The sequence below is a fragment of the Novosphingobium sp. 1529 genome (genome assembly GCF_040544855.1).
GTDB lineage: Bacteria > Pseudomonadota > Alphaproteobacteria > Sphingomonadales > Sphingomonadaceae > Novosphingobium > Novosphingobium capsulatum.
Window position 1 is genome coordinate 460,903 of the sequence record NZ_JBEPKW010000003.1, and the last position, 16,227, is coordinate 477,129.

The window sequence follows — 16,227 nt, forward strand, 5'->3', positions numbered from 1 at the left end:
GAAAGGACCGACCGATGACCACCACGATCGCGCCCTCGCGCCGCGCCTTGCTTGGCGGCCTCGCCACGCTGGGCGCGCTTGCCGCCGCCAGCCCCAAGGCGAGCGCCGGCCCCACGGCGATCCACTATGGCGGCCCCTCAATTCCGCTGTGGCCCGGTGCCGCGCCGGGCGCGCCGGCCGTCTTGCCCAAGCGCCGGATCGAGCAGCGCAGCCAGAGCGCAGCGTTCGACGATCGCTGGCTCTATGGCGTGGCCACGCCCACGATCGAGGTGCGCCGGCCGGCCTATCAGGATGGCTCGGCCGTGATCCTGGTGCCGGGCGGCGGCTATGGCTTCCTCTCGATCGATAACGAGGGGGAAGAGCAGGCCAACTGGCTGACCCAGCGCGGGGTGACCTGCTTCATCCTCTATTATCGCCTGCCGGGCGAGGGCTGGGGCGATCGCAGCCTGGTGCCCTTGCAGGATATGCAGCGCGCCATCCGCCTGGTGCGCCATCGCGCCGGAGAATTCGGCATCGACCCGGCGCGGGTGGCAGTGTTGGGCTTTTCGGCAGGCGGGCACCTGGCCGGCAGCCTGGCGACGCGCTTTGCCGAACAGACCTATGCCCCGCGCGACGCGGCCGACGCGCTTTCGGCGCGGCCTGACCTCGCCGGGCTGATCTATCCGGTGATCACCTTGAGCGAGACATTCGTCCACGCCGGTTCGCGCGACAACCTGCTGGGTCCCGGCGCCACGGCGGCGGCCGCGCGGGCAGGCTCGGTGGAACAGCGGGTGGGCGCCGATACGCCGCCCACGTTCCTGACCGCCGCCTCTGACGATGGCCTGGTGCCGATCCAGAACAGCCTGGCCATGTACCAGGCGCTGCTGGCCAAGGCGCGGCCCTGCGAATTCCACGGCTTCGACCAAGGCGGCCACGGTTTTGGCGCGCGCCTGCCGCAAACCGTGCCTGCGCACGCCTGGCCCGACCTGTTCCACGCCTTTGGCCGGCGGCATGGGGTGTTCAAGGGCTGATCGCGAGGGTTGAGGGTTTCAGCGACCAGCCGAAGCCCTCACTGATCGACCGGCATTTCATCCATGCCGGGCGGGGTGGCGGGCACGGCGACTTCTACCACGCCATCGCTTTCGCGCACCGGGAAGCGGCGCAGGGATGGATAGGCGCCGCCGATGCAGTGGCCGTCAGCCAGGTCGAACCGCGCGCCGTGGAGCGGGCACATCAGCGCGCCGCGGCGGATGCGGCCGGTGGAAAGGCGCGCGGCGGCGTGGGTGCAGCGGTCGTTGACGGCCACGATCGCGTCTTCATGGCGCGTCAGCAGCACCTGCCAGCCGCCGACTGCGTGCACGCTGGCTTGGCCTTCGGCAATATGGTCTGCGCTGCCGATCGGGTGCCAGACTTGCTCTTCCACGGCGCGTTGCTCCTTGTCGGTGGTCGGTTGGTCAGATTTCCACCAGCGTCTTGCCGGTGGTTTGCCCCTGCATCAAGGCGATGAACGCGCCCGGCAGGCTTTCGAAGCCGTGGTGGACGTTTTCGAGCGGCACGAGTTGGCCCCGGCCGTGGAGATCATCGAGCATGGCCTGCGCCTCGGCCAGGCGATCGGCGTGGTCATAGGTCAGGAAGCCGCGCAGGGTCAGCCGCTTGACCACCAGTTGCCACAGCTGCGTCACGCCGTGGGGATGATCGGCATCATTGTATTGCGCGATCATCCCGCACAGCGCGATGCGTCCGCCTTCGCGCATGCGCGGCAGGACCAGATCGAGCAGCGGGCCGCCGACGTTGTCGAAATAGACATCGATGCCCTGCGGCGCGGCGGCATCGAGCGCGGCGGCCAGCGCATCGGGCGCCACGCGGTGGTCGATCGCAGCGTCGGCGCCCAGGCGCTGCACCAGCGCGGCCTTGTCTGCCCCGCCAGCCAGGCCCACCACGCGGCAGCCCATGGCGCGCGCCAGCTGCACCACCGTGCTGCCGGTGGCGCCGGCCGCCGCGCTGACCAGCACGGTATCGCCCGGCCGCGCCTGGCCCACCGCGACAAGGCCCACCCAGGCCGTTAGCCCCACCGGCCCCAGCGCGCCCATATAGGCACGCAGCGGCACGCCCGGTTGCGGCGTAACGCGTTCTAGCCCCAGCGCATCGGGCGTGATGACATAGTGATCGGACCAGGTGCCGAGCACGCGCACCAGCGTGCCCACCGGCCAATCGCCATGGCGGCTGGCCACCACCTCGCCCAGCGACATACCGGTGACCGGCGCATCGATCGCCACCGGCGGCAGGTAGGATGGGCGATCATCAAGGAAGCCGCGGATCGCTGGATCGACCGAGCCGACGCGCATGCGCACCAGCATCTGGCCATCGTCCAGCACCGGCATGGGCGTTTCCACCAGGGCAAAGCAATCGGGCGTGGGCACGCCCACCGGCCGGCGGCGCAACACGATGTGGCGCACCGTTGCGGGCAGGGCGGCCGTGGGGTGAGCAGCAGACGTCATCTGATCAGGCATCCGTCTTCCAGCGTTGTGTTCTTGTCTATCCATGCCTGATAGGCGCTTGGCCCGCCGTCGCGCTCTAGCTTTTTCGCTAGGTGGCGTGGCGCTGGGGCGGGGCGATGATGGCGCAATACCCAGCGGGAAGAGGAACGCCGGCCATGACGCCAGCCGAAATGATCGCCTTTGTCGATGAACTGTATGACCTGACTGCCACCGGGCAATGGGATGCCGTGGCCGCGCGGCTGACCGACGATTTCGTGGTGGTGGAGGCCGATGGCCTGCCCATGGCCGGCACCTATCGCGGGGTGCAGGGCCTGCAGGACCTGTTCACCAAAGTGATGGGATTGATGGATGTGGTGGCGATGGACCGGGTGGAAACCACCGCCGGCGCCAATCACGCGGTGACGATCCTGTCGCTGCGCTTTGCCGATCCCGCCCTGGCGCCGGCCGAGCTGTGCGAGCTGTTCCGTTTTCGCGATGGCAAGGCCTGCGCGATCATTCCCTATTACTTCGATCCGGCGCCAGTGCTGGCCGCCACTGCTGCCAAGCGCGCCGCGCTGGCCTGACCTCCAAGGACCATCCCGACCATGACCGACAAGCCCGACGACATCATGATCCTTGGCCCGGTGCGCACCGCCATCGGCGATTTTGGCGGCGCGCTGAAAAGCTTTGCCGCGGCAGAGCTGGGCGCGCGCGTGATGGCCGAGGCCGTGCGCCGCGCCGGGCTGACGCCGCAGGACATGGAGCACGTGGTGATGGGGCAGGTGATCCCGTCGAGCGGCAAGGACGCCTATCTGGCCCGCGCCGCCGCGCTCAAGGCCGGGGTGCCGGTGGAGGTGCCGGCCTTGACCGTCAATCGCCTGTGCGGATCGGGGCTGCAGGCGGTGATCTCCGCTGCGCAGATGATGCAACTGGGCGAGGCGGACATCACCCTGGCGGGTGGCGCGGAAAGCATGTCGAACACGCCCTATCACGATCACGGCCAGCGTTGGGGCCGCAAGATGGGCGATGCCACGCTGGTCGATGCGCTGGTGGAAACGCTGTCCGATCCGCTCGATGGCTGCCACATGGGGATCACGGCGGAAAATATTGCCGCGCGCCACGATATTTCGCGCGCGGACCAGGATGCGCTGGCAGCGCAAGGCCATGCCCACGCGCTGCGCGCGATTGCCGAAGGGCGCTTTGCCGAGCAGATTCTGCCGATCGAGCTGGTCACGCGCAAGGGCACCACGGTGTTCGATACCGACGAGCACCCGCGCGCTGGCACCACGGCCGAGGCGCTGGCGGGCATGAAGCCGGCATTCCGCAAGGATGGCACCGTCACCGCGGCCAATGCCAGCGGCATCAACGATGGAGCGGCGGCCATGGTCCTGGCGCGGCGCAGCGTGGCAGAGCAGCGCGGCCTGGCGCCGATCGCGCGCATCGTCAGCTGGGGCCACGCCGGGGTGGAGCCGGCCTATATGGGCATGGGCCCGGTCAAGGCCGTGCCGATTGCCCTGGCCCGCGCCGGGCTGACCCTGGCCGATATCGACGTGATCGAGGCGAACGAGGCCTTTGCCGCGCAGGCGCTGGCGGTCTCGCGCACGCTCGGGTTCGATAGCGAGCGGGTTAATCCCAACGGCAGCGGTATTGCCCTGGGCCATCCGGTGGGCGCGACCGGCGCGATCCTGGTGGTGAAAGCCGCGCATGAATTGCGCCGCACCGGCGGCCGGCGCGCGCTGGTCACGATGTGCATCGGGGGCGGGCAGGGTATCGCCATGGTCATCGAAGCGGCCTGATCATATGCAAGATTATTGAAAACGCCTTATTGCGTATGCGGTGGTGCGATTAAATGCGGTAGTGTATATCTCAGGGCCGGATATCGGCCTTGGGAGAATCACGCGCCATGCCGCTCGACCGATCGCGCCTTGCCCGCGACATTCTCGAAAGCCTGTTTCAACGCTGGCGCCGGCCGGTCGTCGGCAAGGGTGCGCCGGGCGTGGCTGCGGTGCCAGCCGATGCGCCGCTCATCGATCGTGCCGCAGCCCTGCTGGAAGAGCGCAGCCAGTCTTCGGGCGTGCATCTGGCGGCTGGCATCCTTGCCGATTATGCCGCGTGCGACGATGCCGGGCGCCACGCGTTCCTGCGCGCCCTCGCCACGCGCTTTGCCCCCGATCCGCAGGCCATTCGTGCGGCGCTCGATGCGCATGATGCCGATCCCGGCCCGGCGCGCCTGTCGGCAGTGACCCGGGCGGCAGAGGCGCCGCGCCAGGAGGTCTTGCGCCGGCTGAACCAGGCGCCGGCCGGCACGGCGGCGCTGGTGGCGATGCGGGCCGATCTGCTGCGCCACTTGCCGCAAGACCCGATGCTCGCGCCGCTGGAAGACGATCTCGTGCATCTGTTGCGCTCGTGGTTCAACCGCGGGTTCCTGGTGCTGCGGCGCATCGACTGGAGTAGCCCGGCCGATCTCTTGGAGCGGATCATCCGCTATGAGGCGGTGCATTCCATCGCCACCTGGGACGATCTGCGCGCCCGCCTGCTGCCGGCCGATCGGCGCTGCTATGGCTTTTTCCATCCCGCGCTTGGCGACGAGCCGCTGATCTTCGTGGAGGTGGCGCTGTGCGCGCAAGTGCCGGATTCGATCGGCGCGCTATTGGGGCAAGACCGCGCCGTGCTCGATCCGCAAGCCGCGCGCGTGGCGGTGTTCTATTCGATATCGAACTGCCAGGCGGGCCTGGCCGGGATCAGCTTTGGCCAGTTCCTGATCAAGCAGGTGGTCGAGGATCTCGGCGCCGAATTTCCCGGCCTGGAAAGCTATGTGACGCTTTCGCCGATCCCTGGCTTTGCCCGCTGGCTGCGGGATGCGGCGGCCAAGGGCGATGCGGCGGCCGGGCAGGCCCTGGCACAAGGCGCGCCCGATGCCGGCTGGGCAGGGGATGATCCCCGCCGCCACGCGCTGATGCGGCTGGGCGCGCGCTATCTGCTGGCCGAGCGCGATGGGCGCGGGCGGCTGCGCGATCCGGTGGCGCGTTTCCATGTCGGCAATGGCGCGCGGGTAGAGCGGCTGTGCTGGCTGGCCGACACCAGCCCGCGCGGGATGAAGCAATCGCTGGGGCTGATGGTCAACTACCTCTACGATCTTGCCAGCGTGGAGGCCAACCACAACGCCTATGCCCGCCACCGCGTGGTCAATGCCAGCGGCGCGATGCACGCACTCTTGGCGCCGGAGCGACACACGCATGCCAAATTGGTATTGCCAGCTGCCTGACCTGTTTTGCTGCTCTGTTAAGCCAGATGGTGGGCGCAACACGGCGTCTTGCCCGATCGCGCGCGGCATATGCAGCATTCTCGCCACATATTCGGCTTTGACTGCGGCGTGGCAACGCCGACTTTGACGCCTTTGCATGCATGAAACAGATGAATAACGATAAAATGAATTGATTTCCGTTCTCCCTAAAACCAAGTCAAGGATATTGGTAAGGCCAAAATGTGTGGCCAAATGAATGAGGGAGGAACCTGTGCGCACAATTACCATCGCGGCTTTGCTGTCGGCATCGATGCTGGCCGCACCAGCTGCCCTGGCCCAGTCCGCGGGCGCTGCTGACGCAGGTGGCGATGCCGTGCAGAACGGCGAGATCATCGTTACCGCGCAGCGCCGCAGCGAAAGCCTGCAGCGCGTGCCGGTCAGCGTTATGGCGCTGACCAAGGATGCGCTGGCGTCGCAGAACCTCAACGATCTGACCCAGATTGCCCGCGCTGCGCCCTCGCTGCAGGTGGGCGTGGACAATTCCTTTGCCGTGCGCGGCATCGGCACGCTGGCCTTTGCCGGCACGATCGACAGCAGCGTGGCCATCGCCATCGACGACGTGAACCTGGGCCGCCCCGTGCTCAACAGCCCGCTGCTCAACGATCTGGCGCGCGTCGAAGTGCTCAACGGGCCGCAAGGCCTGCTGTTCGGCAAGAATGCCTCGGCCGGCCTGCTCAACATCGTCACCGCGCGGCCCAAGCTGGGTGACTATTCCAGCTCGGCCAACCTCGAACTGCTCAGCCGCGACAAGCCCTCTGAATCGGGCAATGCCTTTGGCGTTATCGCGCGCGAGACGCTGAACATCCCGGTGACCGCCAATTCGGCGCTGCGGTTGAGCGGCCTTTATTCCTATCAGGAGCCGGCCACCACCCATGTCGGCGCCTATGCGCCCGGCTCGCGGCACGATCTCAATGCCACCAGCTTTTCCTTCAAGGGCAAATACCTGGCCGAGCTGACCGACCAGCTCTCGTTCTATGCCATTGGCGATTACAACGAAAACCACGGCATCGCCGGGATCTTCGACAACACTTATCGCCAGGTCGACGTAGCCAGCGTCAACCTGCCGTCGCTCAACTCTGTCGGGATCACGCCGGGCAGCCGCAATTTCCTGTTCGGGGGCGAAGCCAGCCAGTTCCGCGACATCAAGACCGGCGGCGCACAGGGCCAGCTGTCTTATCGCATGGCTTCGGGCATCGAGATCAGCAATCTGTTTGCCTGGCGGTTCTATACCCAGAACCAGGCGGTTGACGGCGATTACCTGCCCGGCAACGGCTTGAACACCAATGCCTCGCAATCGCGCTATGACCAATATTCCAACGAATTGCGCGTGGCGCTTCCGGCCGAGAACCGCTTGAGCGGCCAGGTCGGTCTCTATTGGTTCAAGTCGAAGCTCGATCTGGCGCGCCAGTTGGCCGGCAACAGCTACCTGCCGGATGCTGCCGTGCGCGGCTATCCCTTCTGCGTGGGTGCGGTTGCCGTTCCCGGCGCCAACCCGCCGACGTGTTCGCGGTCCAACGTGGCGCAGCTGGGCAGCGATCGCAACTATGTGCAGAACACGCAAAGCTATGCCGGCTTCGGCCAGTTGACCTACAAGGTGGTCGATGGGCTGCAACTGATCGCCGGTGGCCGCGTCACGCACGACAAGATCGACCTGGTCCTGTCGCAGAACCAGCTGAACTATTTCCAGGCGCTGGGCGGCCCGCGTGGCGTATTCTCGTCCAGCTACGCCAACACCGATTTCAGTTGGAAGGCCGGGGCGCAGTTCCAGGCGACGCCCACGATCATGGTCTATGGTTTCTATGGTCGCGGCTACAAGGGGCCGGGCTTCAACGATACGTTCCCCACCGCGACCGCCAATGTGGTGGTGCGCCCGGAAACTTCGCGCACGGCCGAAATCGGCGTGAAATCCAGCTTCTTCAACCGCAAGCTGACGGTCAACCTGTCTGCGTTCCATACCAAGTTCGACGATTTCCAGGTGCAGTCGTTCGACGCCACCCTGGCGACCTTCCAGGTGCAGAACGCCGCCAGCGTCACCTCGAAGGGGATCGAGGCCATGGTCATCGTGGCGCCGTTCACCGGCTTCACACTGACGAGTTCGGCCTCGCTGCTGTCTTCCAAGTTCGACAGCTTTCCCGGGGCGCAATGCTATCCCACGCAAACGACCTATGGGTGCTCTGCCACCCAGTCCACCTTCAATGCATCAGGCCTGACCTTGCCGGCCGCGCCGCGCTTCACCTCCAGCATGCTGGCGCGCTATGAAGTGCCGCTGGAAGGAACGGTCAAGCCGTTCATCCAAGGCAACTGGTATCACCGCTCGTCGATCAACTACACCGTCAACCAGGCGCCCGGCGCCACGGTCGGCCCGATCGACGTGTTCGGTGCCAGCATCGGTGCGAAGCTGTCCAACCGCGTGGAAATCTCGGTGTTCTGCAAGAACTGCACGAACGCGATCAACCCGACCTCGATCGGCGTCGATTCGGGTGACTCCAACGCCCGCAACGCGCGCGGCCAGGCGACGCCGAAGCTGTCCTACACCCAGCAGTTCGGGCTGGATTCGGTGCGATCGTTCGGCCTCAACCTTGCCATGAACTTCTAAGCCATTATCCGGTCAAGGCCCCTGCAGCGCCATCGCGGCGCTGCAGGTTGGTATTATTCCCCCCAGATTTTCCGTTCCACGCCATCGGGATCGCTCAACAGCGCCGGCACATGCTCCAGCACCATGGTGGCGTGTGCCCCGGCGTCATAGCCGTGCCAGGCGGGAAGCCCTGGACCGGCCGGTGCCTGTCCCTGCACAAAGCGCACCATCGCCCCATGCATGCCATCGGCGAGCGGCTGCTCTGCGGCCGAAAGGCCAAAGAACTGCGCCATGCCCGGCGATGTCAGGTGATCGAACGTGAACGGCAGATCGAGCACGTGGGGGCTGTGGCCCTTGAACGGCCCACCCGGCGCCGGAAACGCCAGGCGATAGCGCCACACCGGCGCGCCGCTGTGCGCATGGGCCAGCGCCAGGCGCAGGCACGGCATGCCGTATTCCTCGGCCGTGATCAGGCGCCAGTGGCGCTCTGCCGTGGAAAGATCGGGAAAGGCCTGGGCATAGGCGGCGTCGCGCGCCACCATCTCTGCGACCGTGGCATTGGACAGCGCCTGGGGCTGGATCGGCCCGGCGGCCTGTTCGGCGTTGAGGAACAGGCGGCTTTCATCGGCATTGCTGCCGATCAGCAGCGGCACGCGCGGTGCCTTGCCGGCGCGCAGACGCGCGAGCGGCACCAGCGGCAGCGCCTGGCCATCGACCACCGGGCGGAACGGGAAGTTACGCGGCCAGGCCGATCGCGCCGCGGCCTGTGCGGCCAGCAACTGATCGGTCGTGGCGGTCAGCAGGCGATCCGCACCGCCCAGCTTGGCCACGAACAGGCGGGCAAATTCCTGCGCTTCGGCCAAGGTGTGCACGGTCTGGCCGCCGCCGCTGAAGATCGCGGCGCGGGCATAGAGGCCATCGGCCATGGGCATGCCCATCAGCGTGCCGACGTTCTTGCCGCCGGCGGATTCGCCCGCGATCGTCACCCTCGCCGGATCGCCGCCGAACGCGGCGATATTGGCCCTGATCCAGCGCAGCGCCAGCACCAGATCGCGCATGCCGTTGTTGCCGCTGCCGGCATAGTCGCGGCCCAGGGCTTCGCCGGTTTCCAGGAAACCAAGCGCGCCGACGCGATAGTTGACCGTTACTGCGACCACGCCATCGGCGGCAAAGCGATCACCTGCTGTCAACGCCTCGCCGCTCCAGCCGCCTTCGTTGCCGCCGCCGTGGATATAGACCAGCACGGGATGGCGTCCCGGCGTGACCGGTGCCCAGATGTTGAGCGCCAGGCAATCCTCGGTCATCGTGCCGGCAAACGGCGTCATGCCGGGCTTTTGCGGGCAGACCGGCGCGGGCGCGGTGGCATCGCGCACCCCGGCCCAGCGCGGCGCCGGGCGCGGCGTGGCAAAGCGGGCGGCCTGGCCATAGGGAATGCCGGTGAAAACCCGCACGCCGCCGGCCAGCTTCCCGCGCACCAGGCCACTGCCGGTGGCGATGGTCAGGCCATCGCGGGCCTGCGGAGCGCGCGCGAGGGCGGGCGCAAAGGGCGGCGCGAGCAGCGCACCCGCGCCGATCAGGCCCAGCGCCTGGCGGCGATCGATCGTGGTGGCGCGCATGGTTCAGTTCACCTTGGCGGCAAAAAGGGTGGCATAGGTTTCGCGCAGGGCCTTTTTCTGGATCTTGCCCATGGTGTTGCGCGGCAGTTCGGGCACGAACACCACGCGGCGCGGCTGCTTGAAGCGGGCCAGCTGCCCCTGCAGCGCGCCCAGCACGGCTGCTTCGTCCAGCGCGGCATCGCGCGCCTGGACCACCGCCACGACGCCTTCGCCCATGTCGGGGTGGGGCACGCCGATCACCGCGCTTTCGGCGATGCCGGGGATGGCATCGATCAGCGCTTCCACCTCGGCCGGATAGACGTTGAACCCGCCGCAGATGATCAGATCCTTGGCCCGGCCGACGATCGCAACATAGCCGGCCGGATCGATCACGCCCATGTCGCCGGTGATGAAGAAGCCATCGGGGCGCAGTTCCTCGGCGGTCTTTTCGGGCATCTGCCAATAGCCCTTGAACACGTTGGGGCCGCGCACCTCGATCCCGCCGACCGCGCCCAGGGGCAGGACAGCGCCGGTCTCAGGATCGGTGATGCGCAGTTCCACGCCGGGCAGCGGCAGGCCGACACTGCCGGGAATGCGCGGCCCGTCATAGGGATTGGACGTGTTCATGTTGGTTTCGGTCATGCCATAGCGTTCGAGGATGGCATGGCCGGTGCGCGCGGAAAATTCCTTGTGCGTTTCGGCCGATAGCGGCGCCGAGCCAGACACGAACAGGCGCATGTGCGCAACCAGATCATGGGTGAACGCCGGCTCTGCCAGCAGCCGCGAATAGAACGTGGGCACCCCCATCAGCACGCTGGCGTGCGGCATCAGGCGGATCAGTTCGGCCACGTCGAACCGGGGGCACAGGATCATCGCGCTACCCGCCGCGATGGTGATGTTGGTGGCCACGAAAAGGCCGTGGGTGTGGAAGATCGGCAGGGCATGCAGCAGCACGTCGCCTGCGCCAAAGCGCCAGTAATCCTTGAGCGTGAAGGCATTGGAGGCCAGGTTGGCGCGCGTGAGCATCGCCCCTTTCGAGCGCCCGGTGGTGCCTGAGGTGTAGAGGATCGCGGCAAGATCGCCTGGGCTCGCGGCATATGGGGCCAGATCGGGCGCGTAATCATTGAGGCCAGCGGCCAGCGTGCCTTGCTCATCGGCGCCCAAGGTCAGCCGCGCGGGCACGCCGATTTCGGCGCACAGCGCGGCCATCGCGGCATCGTCCTGCGGGCGGTGGATGAACAGCGCCGGGCGCGCGTCTGCCAGGAAATAGCGCACTTCTGCGGCGGTATAGGCGGTGTTGAGCGGCAGATAGACCGCGCCGATCGCCTGCGCGGCCAGATAGGTCAGCAGGGCCGTGGGGCTCTTTTCCACCTGCACGGCCAGTCGGTCGCCCGGCTGCACCCCGGCGGCGCGGAACAGGCCGGCCATCTGTCCACAACGCGCCAGTGCGGCGCCATAGGTGATCGTCGAAAGATCGGGCAGGATCAGGAAGGGCGTATCGGGGGCATCCAGCGCACGGGCCTGGAAATTGGTGAAAAGGTCCTGCTCCATGCTCATCCCTTTGTGTGTCCGCGATATCGGCGCCGCGGCCGGTTCATATCCCGGCGGGGGCTCGGTGTGCTCTGTGGCACATACATGATGGTTGAATAGGCTTCTAGTGTATGCAAGATGTGTTGTGGAGAAAATTTGCGCATGCAGGATAATCCAATGAACTCCGTCGAGGAAGCGCCCGGCCTGCTCCTTTCCGAGCGGATCCGCATTGCCCTGGCCGACGAGATCACCGCCGGCAGCCTGGTGCCCGGCGCCACGCTGGACGAACAGCAGATCGGCGATCGCTTTGGCGCGTCGCGCACGCCGGTGCGCGAGGCGATACGCCAGCTGTCTGCCGTGGGCCTGGTGGAAATGCGGCCCCGGCGCGGCGCGGTGGTCTCGGGCTTTACCACCCAGCGCATCATCGACATGTTCGAGATGAGCGCCGAGATCGAGGCCATGTGCGTGCGCCTGGCGGCCTATCGCATGAACCCGATGGAGCGCAGCCGCCTGGCCCAGCTGCACGAGGATTCGCTGGCGATGGTGGAGGCGGGCGATCTCGATGCCTACGACCGCCTGAACTGGTCGTTCCACCAGGTGATCTATGAAGGCACGCACAATGCCTTCATCGCCGAACAGGCCATGGCCCTGCGCGATCGCATGGCCGCGTTCCGCCGTACCCAGCTGCGCGAAACCGGCCGCCCGGTGCGCTCGCGCGCAGAGCATGGCGACGTGGTGGCCGCGATCATGCGCGGCGATGGCGAGGAAGCCGCGCGCTGCATGCGCGCACACATGTTCAACGCCTCGATCGCGCTGGAGCGCTTTACCGCCAAGCGCGAGGAACTGGGCGGCGGCTGACGACACACACAAGCCGCTGTTTTTCAAAAACGATAATCGGGAGAGGGCAAGGCTATGGCAATTTATGGGACGGCGCTTCTGGCGCTGTGCACGCTCCTGGGGGCGGTGCTGGGGGAATTGCTGGGCCATGTCCTGCATGTGAAGGCCAATGTCGGCGGGGTGGGCCTGGCCATGTTGCTGCTGATCGCGGCCAAGGCCTGGCTGGCGCGCCGTGGCAAGTTGACGCCGGGCCTGCGCCTGGGCGTGGAATTCTGGGGCCTGATGTATATCCCCATCGTGGTGGCCATGGCCGCGCAGCAGAATGTGCTGGCGGCGCTGGAAGGCGGGCCGATGGTGGTGATCGCCGGGATCAGCGCGGTCACGCTGTGCTTTGCCTTGGTGGCCGTGCTGGGCCGGGTGATGGGCGGCCGCCATGGGTGATATCGTGCAGAAGATCCTGGCCGATCAGGGCTTGGTCTTGGCCTTTGCCGTAGTCGGCGGGCTGATGCTGGCCAGCGTGGCGGTGTCGCGCCATCTCACCGGCGGGCGCATCCACGCCAGCGCCATTGCCATCCTGGCCGCGCTGGCCCTGGCCTGGTGGGGCGGGGTGCTGACCGGCGGCAAGAAGGGCCTGGCCGATGTGCCGGGCCTGGCTGGCCTGGCCTTGATGGGCGGCGCGATGCTGCGCGATTTTGCCATCGTTGCCACCGCGTTCGAGGTTGACGTGATCGAGGCGCGCAAGGCCGGCTTGATGGGCGTGATCGCGCTGGCGCTGGGCACGATCGTGCCCTTTGTCGTGGGCGTGGGCGTTGCCTGGAGCTTTGGCTATCGCGATGCCGTGTCGCTCACCACGCTGGGCGCGGGCACGGTTACCTATATCGTCGGCCCGGTGACTGGCGCGGCGCTGGGCGCTTCGTCTCCGGTGATTGCCCTGTCGATCGCCACCGGCGTGCTCAAGGCCGTGTTGGTGATGACGTTCACGCCGATGGTCGCGCGTCTGATCGGGCTCGACAACCCGCGCAGCGCCATGGCCTTTGGCGGGCTGATGGGCACGGTCAGTGGCGTGGCGGGTGGCCTTGCCGCCACCGATGCGCGGCTGGTGCCCTATGGCGCGCTGACCGCCACGTTTCACACCGGCATCGGCTGCCTGGTGTGCCCCTCGATCTTTTTCCTGATCGTTCGCGCACTGGCCTGACTGCGTATACAGCGCGGTATGGCTGGGTCGCCCGCCAGGTGTTTGACGCGCCGGGCTGGGCATGTCGTGCGCGCTGTGTGCACATAAATGCCACATCACCCAAAACTGGCATACACTATGCCGATCAGGGTTTGACAACGCCGTCAGCGTGAAATACAAAATTACGAAATAGCCGCATTCGGTATGCCCAATCGTGCAGCGAGCCACGAATCAGCATACAGAGCTTGCGCGGTGAACCGGGTTGAGGGTGTGATGGGGGCAAAATCTGCCGGGGCCGAAGGCTGCCCGGCCGGCGCGTGCGCCTCCCTCATACCAGACATAGAAAAATGCCTGATGGGAGCAGACGCATGACAACCACCTTTGCCATGCCCACCGTATGTGGGCCGAAAATTTCCGCAGCGATTTCGCTGGGCGCGCTGGCGCTGGCCTTGGCCATGCCGAGCGCGGCACTTGCCGCTGCGCCAGCCGCGCCGGCTGCCCCTGCGGCTGACACGCTGCCCGCCGGCGTGACCGACATTGTCGTCACCGCGCAAAAGCGCAGCGAGCGCCTGCAGGATGTGCCTGTCGCGGTCAGCTCGGTCAGCGGTGACATGCTCAAGGCGGCAAACCTTACAAATATCACCGATATTCGCTTCCTGGCGCCCAGCGTGCAGTTTGCCGAATCCAACAGCGTGCGCGGCGAAGGCTTTGCCATTCGCGGCGTGGGTACGTTCGCCTTTGCCGATGGCACCGAACAGAGCGTGAGCGTGGTGGTCGATGGCGTGGTGCTCGGCCGGCCGGGCATGGGCACGGGCGATCTTGCCGATGTGGCGCAGGTTGACGTGCTGCGCGGCCCCCAGGGCATGCTGTTCGGCAAGGGCGGTTCGGCCGGCGTGGTCTCGATCTCCACCCGCAACCCGACCCAGAACTTCGAAGGCAGCGCGCGCGTGTCCTACGGCACCGACAACGAGACCAAGCTGGAAGGCGTGCTCAACGTGCCGCTGACCGAAAACCTCGCCTGGCGCACCACCGGTTATTTCAACCACCGCGATGGCTTCATCAACAATGTATACACGGGCCAGACGCTCGGCGGGCAGAGCGAGGGCGGCTTCCGCACCAAGCTGCTGTTCAAGCCGGATAGCGACCTGTCGGTGCTGGCCTCGTTCGATTGGGGCCACCATTCCTCGGCCTGCTGCCAATCGGTGATTGTCGGCACGGTGGGCGCGGCGGCCAACAATTATGTGGTGCAGCGCCTGGCCGCCTACAATATCGTGCCCAGCCTGGATAACCGCGAAACCAATGTGGGCGGTCCGGTCTATCTCAACATGACGCAGTGGGGCGGCTCGCTGCAGATCGACAAGTCGATTGGCGATTACACGCTCACCTCGATCACCGCGTTCCGCCGCTGGGTGCTGCACGACAACACCGACACCGGCTTTACCGATACGCCGTTCTTCCCGGTCAACGGCGCCGATGAAGCGCAGCAGCAGTTGACCCAGGAACTGCGCCTGGCATCGCCCAAGCGCGGCCTGGTCGATTACGTGGTGGGCCTCTATTACTTCAACCAAAACCTCAAGGCGGCCTATCCGCAGCAGGGGCAGCTGGGCCTGCCGGCGTCCACCGCGGTCTATAGCCGCAAGGCGCAGCCCGATATCCAGACGCTGAACTATGCCCTGTTCGGCCAGGGCAACATCAACCTGACGCCGCAGTGGAAGCTGATCGTGGGCGGGCGCTATACCCACGATGACCTGACCATGATCCGCTACAACCGCACGCTGGTCAGCCCCACCGACAATGCGTTCCCCGGCGCGCCGCCGCTGGCGTTTGACCAGACCACCTATCCCAGCAATCGCAAGGCCGACAATTTCAGCTACAAGCTGGGCACCGAATACAAGATCACCCCCGATGTCATGACCTATTTCACCTATTCCCGGGGATACAAGGGGCCGGGCATCGGCCTGGTCAGCGGCTATTCGCTGGGCCAGCCGCTGTTTTCCAACCCGGAAATTCCCACCAACTATGAAATTGGCCTGAAAACCGCGTGGTTCAACCGCCGCCTGGTGTTCAACATCGATGCCTTCACCACCGACATCAAGGATTTCCAGACGCAGATTTCCACGCCGTTCATCTTCAACGGCACCAACCTGGCGATCCTGCAGATCGCCAATGCCGGCAAGGTCCGCTCGCGCGGGATCGAAATGGACTTTTCCGCGCGGCCGACCGACCGGCTGACGATCAGCGGGAACGCGGCCTATATCGATGCCAAGTTTGCCTATTTCCCCAACGGCACGTGCAACTATCCCACGCAGCCCGGCTGCTTTGTCAGCACCACGATCCCCGGCACGACCACCACCGTGCCGGCCACGCGGTTCTTCAACAACACCGGCAACGTGCTGCCCAACAGCCCCAAGTTCACCTATTCGCTCAACGCCAATTATGACGTGCCAGTGACCAGCGAAATCACCGGCTTCATCAAGGCGAACTACAACTATCGCAGTTCGGTGAACTTCAGCGCCAACGGCGATCCGCTGACCTTCCAGCGCGGCTATGGCATTGCCGGTGGCCAGATTGGCGTGCGCGATGCCGATGGGCGCTGGAACGTGGCGGTGTTTGCCCGCAACCTGTTCAACACCCGCTTCGTCACCGCGATCAGCAACAACGGCAGCTATCAGACCGCCTGGCTCACCACGCAGGCCATGCGCACCATCGGCGTGCTGGGCGACGTGAAGTTCTAAGCGGCCGGCCGCGCGCGGGTT

13 protein-coding genes are annotated in these 16,227 nt (G+C 66.3%); 9 read left to right on the plus strand and 4 right to left on the minus strand.

Annotated features, from left to right (window positions below; translation table 11 throughout):
* Nucleotides 1-14 precede the first annotated feature (14 nt).
* The gene (locus tag ABIC78_RS09915; RefSeq protein WP_354489342.1) at nt 15-1,010 is read left to right on the plus strand and encodes an alpha/beta hydrolase; all 996 of its coding nucleotides are present in this window, start codon (nt 15-17) and stop codon (nt 1,008-1,010) included.
* A 38-nt stretch (nt 1,011-1,048) separates the two neighbouring features.
* On the opposite strand, the gene ABIC78_RS09920 is transcribed toward ABIC78_RS09915, so the two are convergent.
* Together ABIC78_RS09920 and ABIC78_RS09925 are read right to left on the minus strand one after the other, a co-directional pair.
* The gene (locus tag ABIC78_RS09920; RefSeq protein WP_354489344.1) at nt 1,049-1,402 is read right to left on the minus strand and encodes a Rieske (2Fe-2S) protein; all 354 of its coding nucleotides are present in this window, start codon (nt 1,400-1,402) and stop codon (nt 1,049-1,051) included.
* Nucleotides 1,403-1,433: 31 nt separating this feature from the next.
* Nucleotides 1,434-2,477, minus strand: coding sequence for an NADP-dependent oxidoreductase (locus ABIC78_RS09925; protein ID WP_354489346.1), 1,044 nt, complete (start codon nt 2,475-2,477; stop codon nt 1,434-1,436).
* Between the two features lie 155 nt (nt 2,478-2,632).
* Here ABIC78_RS09925 and ABIC78_RS09930 point away from each other — a divergent pair, with 155 nt between their 5' ends.
* The 4 genes from ABIC78_RS09930 to ABIC78_RS09945 all read left to right on the plus strand — a co-directional run bounded on the left by ABIC78_RS09930 (nt 2,633) and on the right by ABIC78_RS09945 (nt 8,356).
* Nucleotides 2,633-3,040 (plus strand): nuclear transport factor 2 family protein, encoded by a 408-nt coding sequence (locus ABIC78_RS09930; RefSeq protein ID WP_107715219.1) that lies wholly within the window; start codon nt 2,633-2,635, stop codon nt 3,038-3,040.
* Between the two features lie 21 nt (nt 3,041-3,061).
* Nucleotides 3,062-4,252, plus strand: a complete 1,191-nt coding sequence (gene bktB, locus ABIC78_RS09935; RefSeq protein ID WP_354489348.1) for a beta-ketothiolase BktB — start codon at nt 3,062-3,064, stop codon at nt 4,250-4,252.
* 107 nt (nt 4,253-4,359) lie between these two features.
* Nucleotides 4,360-5,721, plus strand: coding sequence for a malonyl-CoA decarboxylase (locus ABIC78_RS09940; protein ID WP_354489350.1), 1,362 nt, complete (start codon nt 4,360-4,362; stop codon nt 5,719-5,721).
* Nucleotides 5,722-5,971: 250 nt separating this feature from the next.
* A complete protein-coding gene (locus ABIC78_RS09945) occupies nt 5,972-8,356 on the plus strand; it encodes a TonB-dependent receptor (protein WP_354489352.1) in 2,385 nt (794 codons plus the stop codon).
* Nucleotides 8,357-8,409: 53 nt separating this feature from the next.
* Here the strand turns inward: ABIC78_RS09945 and ABIC78_RS09950 are convergent, their stop codons facing one another.
* Both ABIC78_RS09950 and ABIC78_RS09955 read right to left on the minus strand, forming a co-directional pair.
* Nucleotides 8,410-9,951 carry a carboxylesterase/lipase family protein gene (locus ABIC78_RS09950; protein ID WP_354489354.1) on the minus strand — a complete coding sequence of 514 codons (1,542 nt, stop codon included), beginning with the start codon at nt 9,949-9,951 and terminating at the stop codon, nt 8,410-8,412.
* Nucleotides 9,952-9,954: 3 nt separating this feature from the next.
* Nucleotides 9,955-11,481 (minus strand): malonate--CoA ligase, encoded by a 1,527-nt coding sequence (locus tag ABIC78_RS09955; protein WP_354489356.1) that lies wholly within the window; start codon nt 11,479-11,481, stop codon nt 9,955-9,957.
* Nucleotides 11,482-11,637: 156 nt separating this feature from the next.
* Between ABIC78_RS09955 and ABIC78_RS09960 the strand changes: the two genes are divergently transcribed.
* The 4 genes from ABIC78_RS09960 to ABIC78_RS09975 all read left to right on the plus strand — a co-directional run bounded on the left by ABIC78_RS09960 (nt 11,638) and on the right by ABIC78_RS09975 (nt 16,206).
* A complete protein-coding gene (locus ABIC78_RS09960) occupies nt 11,638-12,318 on the plus strand; it encodes a GntR family transcriptional regulator (protein ID WP_169048478.1) in 681 nt (226 codons plus the stop codon).
* Nucleotides 12,319-12,372: 54 nt separating this feature from the next.
* Complete coding sequence (madL, locus tag ABIC78_RS09965; RefSeq protein ID WP_062786580.1) at nt 12,373-12,738, plus strand: malonate transporter subunit MadL; 366 nt, start codon at nt 12,373-12,375, stop codon at nt 12,736-12,738.
* Entirely contained in the window at nt 12,731-13,492 is a 762-nt protein-coding gene (gene madM / locus ABIC78_RS09970; protein WP_354489359.1) for a malonate transporter subunit MadM, read from the plus strand. Before madL ends, madM begins: the two co-directional genes overlap by 8 nt.
* A gap of 347 nt (nt 13,493-13,839) precedes the next feature.
* Nucleotides 13,840-16,206 (plus strand): TonB-dependent receptor, encoded by a 2,367-nt coding sequence (locus tag ABIC78_RS09975; protein ID WP_354489361.1) that lies wholly within the window; start codon nt 13,840-13,842, stop codon nt 16,204-16,206.
* The last annotated feature ends 21 nt before the right edge of the window (nt 16,207-16,227 follow it).

Coding starts and splice junctions, on each gene's coding strand:
- ABIC78_RS09955 (WP_354489356.1), bottom strand. CDS start 11,481: ATGGAGCAGGACCTTTTCACCAATTTCCAGGCCCGTGCGCTGGATGCC.
- ABIC78_RS09960 (WP_169048478.1), top strand. CDS start 11,638: ATGAACTCCGTCGAGGAAGCGCCCGGCCTGCTCCTTTCCGAGCGGATC.
- madL (WP_062786580.1), top strand. CDS start 12,373: ATGGCAATTTATGGGACGGCGCTTCTGGCGCTGTGCACGCTCCTGGGG.
- madM (WP_354489359.1), top strand. CDS start 12,731: ATGGGTGATATCGTGCAGAAGATCCTGGCCGATCAGGGCTTGGTCTTG.
- ABIC78_RS09940 (WP_354489350.1), top strand. CDS start 4,360: ATGCCGCTCGACCGATCGCGCCTTGCCCGCGACATTCTCGAAAGCCTG.
- ABIC78_RS09975 (WP_354489361.1), top strand. CDS start 13,840: ATGACAACCACCTTTGCCATGCCCACCGTATGTGGGCCGAAAATTTCC.
- ABIC78_RS09925 (WP_354489346.1), bottom strand. CDS start 2,477: ATGACGTCTGCTGCTCACCCCACGGCCGCCCTGCCCGCAACGGTGCGC.
- ABIC78_RS09930 (WP_107715219.1), top strand. CDS start 2,633: ATGACGCCAGCCGAAATGATCGCCTTTGTCGATGAACTGTATGACCTG.
- ABIC78_RS09915 (WP_354489342.1), top strand. CDS start 15: ATGACCACCACGATCGCGCCCTCGCGCCGCGCCTTGCTTGGCGGCCTC.
- bktB (WP_354489348.1), top strand. CDS start 3,062: ATGACCGACAAGCCCGACGACATCATGATCCTTGGCCCGGTGCGCACC.
- ABIC78_RS09950 (WP_354489354.1), bottom strand. CDS start 9,951: ATGCGCGCCACCACGATCGATCGCCGCCAGGCGCTGGGCCTGATCGGC.